We start from the raw sequence: 12,762 nt of genomic DNA on the forward strand, positions 1-12,762 counted from the left end.
TTCGTAAGTAAAGTTACGGATAATGGATGAGAAATGAAAACTTTTTGCCCGTTATTTTTTCCGAAGCGTCTGTTCGCGGGACGAACCGGCCCGTGCGCGTCATCGGGCCGCGGGCCTTCGCGGCCGTCCGACACGGCATCCGTTCGGGGGCCTGCCGGCTCTCGCTGCGGAGTTTTCCGAAGCGGACCGTTGCGTCCGCCGCCGGCGAATGCACGAGGGGGCGCGGTGCGGCGGGCGGAGAACGCACCGGAACAGCCGCCGCCGGTCGGCATTGCCGGTGCGGGTCCGGGGGCGAAACGGCGGCGCGGAGTGAAAATTTAAGAACCCGCCGCCCGAAACGATCCGTTTATTGGATAGTTTTTTGTAATTTTGTACGGTTTTTACCCGTCCGTGCCGCAGGAGCCGTCCGCTGCGCCGCAGGCCGACGACCGAGAACGAACAACAATACACACGATAAACGTTATGGCTGAATTCATCTATCAGGAGCCGTTCCCCGTCGGGGCGGACAAAACCGAGTACCGTCTGCTGACGAAGGATTACGTGAAGGTCGTCGAGTGCGACGGCCGCAAGATACTGAAGGTCGATCCGAAAGGTCTGGAGCTGCTTTCGAGAGAGGCGTACGCCGATGTGTCGTTCTATCTGCGTGCGGCCCATCTGCAAAAGCTCCGCGACATCCTCGACGATCCCGAGGCGACCGATAACGACAAGTTCGTGGCCTACACCATGCTGCTCAATCAGGCGGTGGCGGCCGAAGGCGAGCTGCCGACCTGTCAGGATACGGGTACGGCCATCTGCATCGGCCATAAGGGCGAGGACGTTTACACCGGCGCCGACGACGCCGAGTGCATCGCCCGCGGCGTCTACGAGACTTACCGGGACCGCAACCTCCGCTACTCGCAGGTCGTGCCTTTCACGATGACCGACGAGAAGAATTCGGGCACCAACCTGCCGGCGCAGATCGACATCTACGGCGGCAAACCCGGCATGGAGTACGAGTTCCTCTTCATCACCAAGGGCGGCGGTTCGGGGAACAAGACCTTCCTTTACCAGCAGACCAAGGCGCTGCTGAACGAGAAGTCGCTCACCGAATTTATCAAAACCCACATCAAGGACCTCGGCACGTCGGCCTGCCCGCCCTATCACCTCGCGCTCTGCATCGGCGGCACGTCGGCCGAAATGTGTCTCTCGACCGTGAAGAAGGCGTCGGCCGGATACCTCGACGGACTGCCCACCTCGGGCAACGAGGGCGGCCGCTGCTTCCGCGATCTCGAATGGGAGGAAAAGGTGCTGAAAATCTGTCGGGAAAGCGGCATAGGCGCCCAGTTCGGCGGCAAATACCTCGTGCACGACGTGCGCGTGATCCGCGCCCCGCGCCATGCGGCTTCGTGCCCTGTGGGCATCGGCGTGAGCTGCTCGGCCGACCGCAACATCAAGGCGAAGATCACCCCCGAGGGCATCTTCCTCGAACAGCTCGAAAAGAACCCCGCGCGTTTCCTCCCGGCGGAGGCTCCCGCCATGTCGCCCGCCGTGGACATCGACCTCGACGAGGGTATGGACAAAGTGCGTGCGATCCTGACCAAATATCCGATCAAGACCCGTCTGAACCTCAAGGGGACGCTGATCGTGGCCCGCGACATCGCCCATGCGCGCATCAAGCAGATGCTCGACGAGGGCAAACCCATGCCGGAGTACTTCAAGAAGCACCCCGTCTACTACGCCGGCCCGGCCAAGACGCCGCAGGGCATGGCCTCGGGCTCGTTCGGCCCGACGACCGCAGGCCGCATGGACCCCTACGTGGACCTTTTCCAGAAACACGGAGGTTCGCTGGTGATGGTAGCCAAGGGCAACCGCTCGCAGGAGGTAACGGACGCCTGCCGCGCCAACGGCGGATTCTACCTCGGTTCGATCGGCGGTCCGGCCGCCGTGCTGGCCAAGAATTCGATCAAGTCGGTCGAGGTGGTGGACTTCCCCGAGCTGGGCATGGAGGCCGTGCGCAAGATCTATGTCGAGAATTTCCCTGCGTTCATCATCGTGGACGACAAGGGCAACGATTTTTTTGCGGACTTCAAGCACTAAAATCCGCGCGGCTTCGTTGTTAGAGCGAAGAACGGGCACGTGCGTTTGCGCCCGGCGGGCGGCGTGCTCCGCCGTGCACGGGATGCATCCGATGGTTCCGCGGCCCCTCCCCGCTTCCTGTCCGGGGCGGCGCTTGCGGAGCGGCTTCCGGCCGGTTCGCCGGGGGCCCGGCGAACCGGTTCCGGGCGGGAGCCTCCCCGTCTGCCGGGGTGTGCCGGCGGAAGGGTCGGAACCGGGCGTGCGGCCCATGACTGCGCAAAGCGGCGGTTCGCGGCTGCGGGAAAGACCGGCCTTCCGGAAGACGGATTCGGGATTCGGAACCTCCGGCTCGGGGTTTCGGATTTCGTCCTTTGCTCCGGCCCGGACTTCGGGGCCCGGGTTCGGATGTCCGGTGTATTGAAGCAGCGATCGCCGAAGAATTTATGCGGCGGCGTCCTTCGGGGCGCGTCGCTCATACGATGTGGATTCGATGAAGGATTTGATTTCGAAAATAGCGTTCGCGGCACTCTTCGTGCTCGCGTCCTTTTCGGCCTCGGCGGCCGATAAAGTTACGTTCGAGGCCGACGCTCCGATGATCGTGGCCACGGGAGAGGTGTTCCGCGTGGAGTTCACCGTCAACGAATCGCCCGACGACGGTACGTTCGCGGCCCCTTCGTTCGAGGGGTTCGATCTGCTGGCCGGACCGGTGCTTTCGACTCGTCGTTCGTTCGAGTCGATCAACGGCTCGATGACCTCCTCGCTGAAAATTTCCTATACCTACACTTTGGTATGCCACGAGGCCGGCAACCGCACCATCGGCGAAGCCGAGATCGCCGTGAAGGGCAAAATCTACCGCACCAAGCCCCTGCCGATCGAGGTCGTGGCCGAGAAGGGGTCCGACGCCCGGAATGCGCAGGGCGGCGGCCGGGGCGCACAGTCGGCGGCGGGGCCGCAGACGCGCGTGGGCAAGGACGACGTGCTGCTGCGCGCCTCGGTGTCGCGCCCGACGGTTTACAAGGGCGAACCTCTGCGCGTGGCGTTCAAACTCTGCCAGCGGGTCAACGTGGCCGGTTTCGAGGATGTGAAACTGCCGTCGTTCGACGGCTTCTGGGCGCAGGAGCTCTCGACGGACAACGCGCGTCCCGTGCGCGAGACGATCGACGGCAAGATCTACGAAACGATCGTCATCAAGGAGTATCTGCTCTACCCGCAGAAAGCCGGGCAGCTTGCGATCGAACCCGCACACCTCACGGCCGTGGCGCAGGTCGTCGTGCCGAGCCGCAATCCCGACCCGTTTTTCGGCGGTCCGGAGGTCTATAACGTGCGCGTGCCGCTGCAGACGCCGCGGCTCATCGTCTCGGTGAAGGAGCTGCCGGCCGGAGCCCCGGAGAGTTTCAGCGGTGCCGTGGGGCGCTTTTCGATGGATGCCACGCTGCCGCCCGACCGTCTGGCGGCCAATTCGTCGGCCACGTATATCGTCAAAATCTCGGGTACGGGCAACCTCACCTTCGTGCAGGCTCCCAAGCTGGCGCTGCCCGGCTCGTTCGAGCAGTACAACGTGAAGACCATCGAATCGATCAACGCCTCGGCGTCCGGAGCGACGGGCTACCGGCAGTTCGAGTATCCGTTCATCGCCCGCGCCGAGGGCGAGTACGACATTCCGCCCGTGGAGTTTACCTATTTCGATCCTGCGCGGGTGCAGTATGTAACCCTTTCGTCGAAGGCGATGCGGATCGAAATCGCCCCCGACGGCAGCGGCAACGGAGGCGCGCCCGTGGTCATGGGCGGCCGCGGCATGTCGAAGGAGGACGTGAAGATGCTGGGGCAGGACATCCGCTTCATCAAGCTCGGAGGCCACCAGCTCCGCATGCAGGCCGCGCCTTTCGTCTTCAGCACCGCCTATTTCATTCTGCTCGGAGGCATCCTGCTGATCTTCGTGATGGTCTACGTCGCTCTGCGCAAGCAGATCCGCGACTCGCAGAATGCGGCGCTTCTGCGCGGCAAGCGGGCCAACAAGATCGCCGTGCAGCGCTTCCGGGCGGCCAAGCGCTACATGGACGAGCAGAACCGCCATGCCTTCTACGAGGAGATGCTCCGCGCGCTGTGGGGCTATATGAGCGACAAGTTCAACATTCCCGTGGCGAATCTGACGAAGGAGACCGTGCGGGAGGAGCTGCACAAGCGGGGTGTGGCGCCCGAGGAGTCGCAGCGCTTCACGGCGATCATCACCCGGTGCGACGAAGCGCAGTATTCGCCCGTGGCGTCGGCCCGCATGAGCGACGTCTATGCCGAAGGGCTCGACCTCGTGTCGCGTATCGAGTCCGTGATTAAGAAATAACGACTATGTCCGCTATGAATACCATAAAGATGCTTTGCTGCACTCTGGCTGCGGCATTCGTTTTCGGGATGCCGGCCGCGGCGCAGGAGGCCCCCGCCGCTTCCGCGGAGAGTGCCGTCCGGGCCGAAACGGACGATGCGGCTGCGGAGGCTCCGGCGGCGGCCGCGACCCCCGATGCGTTGTGGGACGAAGCCAATACGGCCTATCTGAATGCCGATTACCATACGGCGATCGGGGTCTACGAACGGATCCTCGCACAGGGGCTCGTGTCGGCCAAACTCTACTACAACCTCGCCAACGCCTATTTCAAGGAGGGCGAGGTCGGGAAGTCGATTCTCTTCTACAACCGTGCCCTGCGTCTGGCGCCCGGCAACGAGGACGTGCGCTACAACCTCGCCGTGGCCGAAACGATGACCAAGGACAAGATCGAGCGGATCCCCGAGTTTTTCGCGGTCGCGTGGATGCGCACGCTGCGGCATACGATGGGCTGCACTGCGTGGAGCCTCCTTTCGCTCGTGCTGCTGGCGGCGATGCTGGGACTGCTGCTGCTCTACCTGCTCTCGCAGCGCATCGGTCTGCGCAAGGCGGGGTTCTACGGCACGCTGGCGGCTTTCGTGCTCTTCGTCCTGACGACGTGGTTCGCCGTGCTCGAACGGCGCGAAATCCTGCGCAGCGACGAAGCGGTCGTGATGGTCGCCTCGTCCGCCGTGAAAAGTTCGCCCGATCGTGCTGCGACCGATCTTTTCATGCTGCACGAGGGGACGAAGGCGACCGTAACCGCCTCGCTCGACGATTGGTGCGAAATCACGCTCGCCGACGGCAAGAAGGGGTGGATCGAGAGCCGGAAGATAGAAATCATATAGCCGGCCGCGGGACGGGGCCTTGCGGCGCCGCCCGGATGCCGGACCTTTCGGGATGAACGGAATGTCGAAACTTTTGCAGGATGTCGTCGGCGAGTTGACCAAGCTCCCCGGAATCGGACGCCGCACGGCGCTGCGGCTGGCGATCCATCTGCTGCGCATGGATCCGCAGTCGGTGGGGGAGATGACGCGCAGCATCGACCGTTTCCGCAACGAGGTGAAATACTGCTCGCGCTGCAACAACCTCTCGGACGAAGAGGTGTGTCCGGTCTGCGCCGACGAAGAGCGCGACCGCTCGACGATCTGCGTCGTGGAGCAGGTGGCCGACGTCCTCTCCGTGGAGAATACCCGCCAGTACCGCGGCCTGTACCATGTGCTGGGCGGGGTGATCTCTCCGATGCAGGGCATCGCCCCTTCGGACCTGAAGATCGACCTGTTGTGCGACCGCATCGCCGCAGGCGGGGTGAAGGAGGTCATCATCGCCATCTCCGCGTCGGTCGAAGGCGAGACGACGCTCTTCTACCTGATGAACCGCCTCCGGCAGTTCGCGGGGCTGAAAGTTACGGCGATCGCCCGCGGAATCGGTTTCGGCGACGAGCTGGAATACGTGGACGAGCTGACCATCACCCATGCGCTGATGAACCGCCGCGAAATCGAATAGGGCGTTTCCGGGGAGCCGGCCGCCGGCCGGTGCCGAGAAGCGGACGGTAGCGAGCCGCCGGGAGGCGAAGATCAACACGGGAATGCGTCCCGCCGAGGGCGCCGCACTCCATTAAAAAATAGTTAGAGTCATGGAATTTCTCACCAATGAAAAACTGGTCATCGTCGGCGGCGCCGGCATGATCGGTTCGAACATGGCCCAGACGGCCATGATGATGCGTCTGACGCCGAACATCTGTCTCTACGACCCGTTCGCACCCGCTCTGGAGGGTGTGGCCGAGGAGCTGTTCCACTGCGCGTTCGAGGGCGTGAATCTCACGTACACCTCCGATATCGGCGAGGCCTTTTCCGGCGCGAAATACATCGTGTCGTCCGGCGGCGCGGCCCGCAAGGCGGGCATGACCCGCGAGGACCTGCTCAGGGGCAATGCGGCCATCGCCGAGCAGTTGGGCAAGGACATCCGGACGTACTGCCCGGATGTGAAGCACGTGGTGGTGATCTTCAACCCCGCCGACATCACGGGCCTCGTAACGCTGATCTATTCGGGCCTCAAACCTTCGCAGGTTACGACTCTGGCGGCGCTCGACAGTACGCGCCTGCGTTCGGAGCTGGCCAAATACTTCCGCATCTCGCCGGACAAGATCCGCAACAGCCGCACCTACGGCGGCCACGGCGAGCAGATGGCGGTCTTCGCTTCGACGACGCTCGTAGACGGCAAACCCTTGTCCGGGCTGATCGGCACGAAGATGCCCGTGGCCGACTGGGAGGCGCTGCGCCAGCGCGTGATTCAGGGCGGCAAGCACATCATCGACCTGCGGGGCCGTTCGTCGTTCCAGAGCCCCGCCTACCTCTCGATCGAGATGATCGCCGCGTCCATGGGCGGCAAGCCGTTCGCTTATCCGGCCGGCGTGTATGTGCACACGGACGAATTCCGGCACATCATGATGGCGATGGAGACCTCGATCACCGAGGACGGCGTAACCTACGAGGCCGTGCAGGGCACGCCCGAAGAGCATCGTGAACTCGAGGCGAGCTACGAGCATCTCTGTAAACTGCGCGACGAAGTGATCGCGCTCGGTATCCTGCCTCCGGTGGCCGAATGGAGCAAGATCAATCCCAATCTCGAATAGAAGAAACCGCAGAAGGGAAGGGGCTGTCCGATCAAGTGCAGACAGCCCCTTCTCATGTGTATGCGTGCGGCGCACGGCTTTCTCCGGCTATTCCCAGCGGGCCGTCGTTTCGACGACGATTTCGCGTCCGCATTCGTCGGTCAGCGTGATCGTGAGCGGCTGGACTTCGGCTCCGGCTTGCGGCGCACGGTCGAAACGAAGCAGACACAAGGTGTTTTTGCCGTCGCCCATGAGGCGCAGATCGTCGGCCCGACAGTCGGCGAGCGGGAGCGCGAACGGCGTGCTGCCGATGTTCTCGGGTGCGTTCGGGAAGTACTCGCGATGGCGAGGATCGGCGGCGTAGCCCTCGGGATCGGCATCCCAGTCGTAGGTCTGCGTGTAGCCGCTCTCGATGTAGGGCAGCGGCGATGCGGAGAGCAGCGTGCAGAGATCGTTCAGCAGTGTGCCCGCGGGGTGCTGCGCATCGAAGTCGGCGGCGCTGCGCACTTCGATCGAGACGATGTTGTCGGCCAGATAGTCGTGCCATATCAGGTCGAAGCGGTTGTAGTCCGTGTCGCCGTATCGTGCGCAGAGCGATTCGTATTCGGCGAATTGTTTTTGCCAGAAGGACTGGTCGTCGGTCGCCCGTTGGGCCTCGTCCTCGAACTGGAAGCTGTAGGTGTAGCGGTAGTCCTGTGTCCACTTCTCCGTTTTCCCGAGATAGTAGTTGGGCTCGAACCGAAGCCGGATGCATTCCTCCTCCGCTTCGGCGAAGAAGTAGCAATAACGGTTGAAGGCGGTGAGGTAATGTTTCAGTTCGCGGAAGGGGCCGCCCAGAATATCGTCGTAGATGGGGTCCCACTGATTCCACCACTCCTGCTCCTCCGGCGTCAGTTTGTGGACCGGCGGATCGGAAGGCGTGTCGCCGTTGGAGTCGCTGCATGCGACAGACGTCGAGAGCAATGCTCCGGTCAGAAATGCGAAGAGACGTTTCGTTTTCATGGCATTGAAATTTTTGAATAGATCTAATTAGTAAATAATCACACCTGTGCGAATATTATAGTTCCCGAGATTTTCGTAGGCGTGATAGTCCGTATCGATCGGGTCCCGGTATTCTCTGTCCATCATGTCGAATATGCCTTCGAAGAAATAGCCGTCCGATTCGCCTTGATAACCCCAGTTGAAATGCAGCAGTTTTACCTTCTCGGTGGTTATTTGCGTCGAAGTGTAACCACCCGGCTCCCAGCGTAATTTCGTATATACTTTTCGACTGCCTTCAGAGTATCCGTCCGCTACCCATGCATGCCCGGTGTTTTGGGCGCTTTGTCCGAACATATATACGGGTTTGTTGTCGTCTATGCTTTGATAAATCGGATCCATGCCGATTTTGTCGATCCTTTCGGGTTGAGAAAACCATCCTATTAAGGAAAAATTTGAATGAACATAGATTCCAAAATGAAATTTACGCATGGTTTGAAGAGTTCTTAGAGGCTTCGCAGATTTGTTGTCGGTCGGTTCGAGACTGTTTACAAATATATGATTTTTTTTTTTGAGTTCGAATGAATATTTATCCGAATGTGTGGTGATTGGTGTTATACCGTCCGAAGAGCGACGCCATGCGGTCTGCGGGATGGGCTTGCGGCGCAGGGAAGGGGCGATCGTGTCGCCCGGTTCGAGTTTTCCGGTTCGTTGCCGGACGAGATTGCGGGTAAGACGCGGGTATCTTGTCTCCCGCCTCCCCCCCCCGGCCTTCTGCCGGCGGGCGGATCGGGCGAAGGGGGAGGGGGGGCCGGAAGACGATAAAGAAACTGTCCGACAAGTCGCAAACCGCCTCTTTTGTTCGCCGGCTGTTCGGGATCGTCGCCGAACAGGCGATTCTCGGAGGATGGGCGACTTCGTCGGACAGTTTCGTGCGCGGGCGGGCCGCCGGGATGCGCGTACCCCCCCCCGCCGGCTACTCCCGTGCGGCTTCCGTTTCGGAGCCGGCGGCCGGTTTGGCTTGGAAGACGGCCAGCAGGTCGTCGTCCGCACCGAGCAGGAGCAGCATCGGACCGTCCATGTCGTAGCGGACCACGGAGTCGAACATCTGCATGAACTCGGCCTCGGTCTCCATGCCCGGGCAGGCCATCCGCGTCGATGCCAGCGCTCCGAAGCGGAGGGCGTTCTCGCCGCCGAGCGTGTAGCCGCCCATCAGGCGGTTGCAGGCGCCGACGCCCGAGATGCGTTCGTCGTCGCTCAGCACGACGGTGTATTTGCCCTCCTCGGGGGTTATGCTCCGGCCGCCGAGCTGCACGAGCTGCCACTCGGTTCCGACCAGCGGACGGCGGTTTTTCTTTTGGAACGAACGGCAGTTGCAGCAGGAGAACGCAGCGGCCAGCAGGGCGATGCCTGCGGCGATCTTCAAAAATCTGTTCATTTTATTCGGTGTTTTATCGTGATATTATTGCAAAAATCGTTGCAAATATAACCGAATAAAAGTGTATCTTTGCCGAAAACTTGAGAAATACTCCGATAGTATGAAAAAGATCATCGCATCGCCGCTGGCCCCCAAGGCCGTCGGCCCCTATTCCCAAGCCGTCGAAGCCGGCGGCGCACTCTATGTTTCGGGTCAGCTTCCGATCGACGGAGCCACCGGCCGGATGGCCGAGGGCATCGAAGCCCAGACGCGCCAGTCGCTCGCCAACCTCGGCCACATCCTCAAGGAGGCCGGCTACGACTATTCGAACGTGGTGAAGACCGTCGTGCTGCTCGACTCGATCGCCGATTTCGGCGCCATGAACGCCGTCTATGCGGAATACTTCACCTCCGACATGCCGGCCCGCATGTGCTACGAGGTGGCCGAACTCCCGATGGGCGCGCTGGTCGAGATCGACGCCGTGGCCGTGAAGTGATCCGTGCCGAAAAACGAAAACGCGCCTCGGTCCTCTGAGGCGCGCTTTTTTGTCTTTTGTAGATAACTTGTGGATAAATTCATCGGGTTCGTCCGGTTTTTTACAGGAAAAAGTTCCAAATTTGTAAGGTCGGATTCCGCCTCATTCCATACGAAACGATAGATTAAGAGATATTACCGCTATGTCAAAAAACACAAAGCCCGAAGAACCGCGCAAGGTCGCCTACGACGATGCGGTCGCCGAGTCGAAAGCCTATTTCGGCGGCGACGAACTCGCCGCTACGGTCTGGGTGAGCAAGTATGCGCTCAAGGATTCGTTCGGGAACATCTACGAATCGTCGCCGCGCCAGATGCACGAGCGCATCGCTGCCGAGATCGAACGCATCGAACGCAATTATCCCAACCCGATGTCCCGCGACGAAGTGTTCGAACTGCTCGATCATTTCCGCTACGTCATCCCGCAGGGCGGCCCCATGACGGGCATCGGCAACCGCCTTCAGGTGGCCTCGCTGTCGAACTGCTTCGTGATCGGGCACAAGCATCCGGCCGACTCCTACGGCGGCATCTTCCGCATGGACGAGGAGCAGGTGCAGCTGATGAAACGCCGCGGCGGCGTCGGCCACGACCTCTCGCACATCCGCCCCACGGGCAGCCCCGTGCTCAACTCGGCCCTCACCTCGACGGGCATCGTCCCCTTCATGGAGCGTTACTCCAATTCGACGCGCGAGGTGGCGCAGGACGGGCGTCGCGGCGCGCTCATGCTCACGCTCTCGATCAAACATCCCGATGCCGAGCGTTTCATCGACGCCAAGGTCGACACGGGCAAGGTTACGGGCGCCAACGTCTCGATCAAGGTCGACGACGAATTCATGCGTGCGGCGCTCGCCGGCAAGCCCTACCGCCAGCAGTTCCCGATCGTGTCGGACAAGCCGATGTACGAGCAGGACATAGACGCCCGAAAGCTCTGGGACAAGATCATCCACAACGCATGGAAATCGGCCGAGCCGGGCGTGCTCTTCTGGGATACGGTCCTCCGCGAAAGCATCCCCGACTGCTATGCCGACGAAGGCTTCACGACGGTCTCGACCAACCCTTGCGGCGAGATTCCGCTCTGTCCCTACGATTCGTGCCGCCTGCTGGCCCTCAATCTGCTGAGCTATGTGGACGCGCCCTTCACTCCGGAGGCGAAGTTCGATTTCGACAAGTTCCGGGTCCACGCGGACAAGGCGATGCGCATGATGGACGACATCATCGACCTCGAACTGGAGAAGGTCGAACTGATCATCCACAAGATTGCCAACGATCCGGAGGATCAGGACATCCGCCGCGTGGAGCTGAGCCTGTGGGAGAAGATCCGCACGATGGCCCGCAAGGGCCGCCGCACGGGGCTCGGCATCACGGCCGAAGGCGACATGCTCGCCGCGCTGGGACTGCGTTACGGTACGCCCGAGGCGACCGCTTTCGCCGTGGAGGTGCAGAAGACGCTGGCGCTGGCCGCCTATCGCGCTTCGGTCCGCATGGCCCGCGAGCGCGGCGCCTTCCCCATTTACGACGCCGCGAAGGAGGCCGCCAATCCGATGATCCTCCGCATCAGGGAGGCCGATCCGGAGCTGTACGACGAAATGACGAAGTACGGCCGCCGCAACATCGCCATGCTGACCATCGCGCCGACGGGCACCACGTCGCTCATGTCGCAGACCACGTCGGGCATCGAGCCCGTCTTCCGGCCCGTGTACAAACGCCGCCGCAAGATCAATCCGTCGGATCAGGATACGCACGTGGATTATACGGACGAGACGGGCGAGAAGTTCCAAGAGTACAACGTCTACCACCATAATTTCGTGAAGTGGCTCGAAGCCAACGGTTACGACACCTCGAAACTCGGCACGATCCCGGACGAGGAGCTGGCGCGATGGGTCGCGGCGTCGCCCTACCACGGAGCGACGGCCAACGACATCGACTGGGTGGCCAAGGTCGAGATGCAGGGGGCGATCCAGAAATGGGTCGACCACTCGATCTCCGTAACGGTCAACCTGCCGCACGACGTGTCGGAAGCGCTCGTGGCGGATGTCTACCGCACGGCGTGGGAGTGCGGCTGCAAAGGCGTTACGGTCTACCGCGACGGCTGCCGCAGCGGCGTGCTGCTCGAAAAGGGCAAGAAGAAAAAGTGCGGAGAGTATCCCGGACATGCACACAAGCGCCCCAAGTCGATCCCGGCCGACATCGTCCGTTTCAAGAACGGCAACGAGGATTGGATCGCCTTCGTGGGGTTGCAGGACGGCCGCCCCTACGAGATCTTCACCGGCAAGATCGAGGAGGACGCCATGTACATCCCCCGCAAGATCACGCGCGGCTACATCATCAAGGTCCGCGAGGAGGACGGGTCGAAACGCTACGATTTCCAGTATACTGACCGTTACGGCTACACGAACACCATCGGCGGCATTTCGCGTCTGTTCGACGAGGAGTTCTGGAACTACGCCAAACTGATTTCGGGCGTACTGCGCCACGGGATGCCCATCGAGAAGACGGTGTCGCTCATCGAGTCGCTCCACTTGAACAGCGAGAGCATCAACACGTGGAAGACGGGCGTCTGCCGGGCGCTGAAGCAGTATATTCAGGACGGCACCAAATCCAAGGGCAAATGTCCGAGCTGCGGACAGGAGAACATGGCCTACCAGAACGGCTGCCTGACCTGCATGTCGTGCGGCTATTCGAAGTGCGGATGATCGCCGCCGCCGTTTCCGGTCGACGAAAGAGAGCGTCCGTTTTTCGCGGACGCTCTCTTTCGTTGCGGAAGGCGCGGCGTTTGCCGGGGCGCTGTGCCGGCGGTGCGGTGCGGGAAACAGA

At 61.7% G+C, this 12,762-nt stretch carries 10 protein-coding genes; 7 read left to right on the forward strand and 3 right to left on the reverse strand.

The genetic code is table 11. The features are described from left to right. The first annotated feature begins 462 nt into the window (after positions 1–462). From BN3659_RS11125 to BN3659_RS11145, 5 genes are all read left to right on the forward strand, one after another. Positions 463–2,076 carry a fumarate hydratase gene (locus BN3659_RS11125; protein ID WP_091537009.1) on the forward strand — a complete coding sequence of 538 codons (1,614 nt, stop codon included), beginning with the start codon at positions 463–465 and terminating at the stop codon, positions 2,074–2,076. Positions 2,077–2,545: 469 nt separating this feature from the next. Next, positions 2,546–4,393, forward strand: coding sequence for a BatD family protein (locus BN3659_RS11130; protein WP_091537011.1), 1,848 nt, complete (start codon positions 2,546–2,548; stop codon positions 4,391–4,393). A 14-nt stretch (positions 4,394–4,407) separates the two neighbouring features. Further along, positions 4,408–5,256: a tetratricopeptide repeat protein gene (locus tag BN3659_RS11135; protein ID WP_224757882.1), complete on the forward strand. Its 849-nt coding sequence runs from the start codon at positions 4,408–4,410 to the stop codon at positions 5,254–5,256. A gap of 61 nt (positions 5,257–5,317) precedes the next feature. After that, positions 5,318–5,914, forward strand: coding sequence for a recombination mediator RecR (recR, locus tag BN3659_RS11140; protein ID WP_091537044.1), 597 nt, complete (start codon positions 5,318–5,320; stop codon positions 5,912–5,914). A gap of 130 nt (positions 5,915–6,044) precedes the next feature. After that, a complete protein-coding gene (locus BN3659_RS11145; protein ID WP_091537012.1) occupies positions 6,045–7,043 on the forward strand; it encodes a malate dehydrogenase in 999 nt (332 codons plus the stop codon). Between the two features lie 87 nt (positions 7,044–7,130). Here BN3659_RS11145 and BN3659_RS11150 read toward each other — a convergent pair whose 3' ends face one another. The 3 genes from BN3659_RS11150 to BN3659_RS11160 all read right to left on the reverse strand — a co-directional run bounded on the left by BN3659_RS11150 (position 7,131) and on the right by BN3659_RS11160 (position 9,438). Beyond that, the gene (locus BN3659_RS11150) at positions 7,131–8,024 is read right to left on the reverse strand and encodes a hypothetical protein (protein ID WP_091537014.1); all 894 of its coding nucleotides are present in this window, start codon (positions 8,022–8,024) and stop codon (positions 7,131–7,133) included. A gap of 27 nt (positions 8,025–8,051) precedes the next feature. Then, entirely contained in the window at positions 8,052–8,492 is a 441-nt protein-coding gene (locus BN3659_RS11155; protein ID WP_091537016.1) for a C10 family peptidase, read from the reverse strand. 484 nt (positions 8,493–8,976) lie between these two features. Further along, positions 8,977–9,438, reverse strand: coding sequence for an META domain-containing protein (locus BN3659_RS11160; RefSeq protein ID WP_091537017.1), 462 nt, complete (start codon positions 9,436–9,438; stop codon positions 8,977–8,979). Between the two features lie 100 nt (positions 9,439–9,538). Between BN3659_RS11160 and BN3659_RS11165 the strand changes: the two genes are divergently transcribed. Together BN3659_RS11165 and BN3659_RS11170 are read left to right on the forward strand one after the other, a co-directional pair. Further along, positions 9,539–9,913: a RidA family protein gene (locus BN3659_RS11165; protein ID WP_091537019.1), complete on the forward strand. Its 375-nt coding sequence runs from the start codon at positions 9,539–9,541 to the stop codon at positions 9,911–9,913. Positions 9,914–10,094: 181 nt separating this feature from the next. Next, positions 10,095–12,641: an adenosylcobalamin-dependent ribonucleoside-diphosphate reductase gene (locus tag BN3659_RS11170; RefSeq protein WP_091537020.1), complete on the forward strand. Its 2,547-nt coding sequence runs from the start codon at positions 10,095–10,097 to the stop codon at positions 12,639–12,641. The last annotated feature ends 121 nt before the right edge of the window (positions 12,642–12,762 follow it).

Source organism: Alistipes sp. CHKCI003, assembly GCF_900021155.1.
GTDB classification, from domain to species: Bacteria; Bacteroidota; Bacteroidia; order Bacteroidales; family Rikenellaceae; genus Alistipes; species Alistipes excrementavium.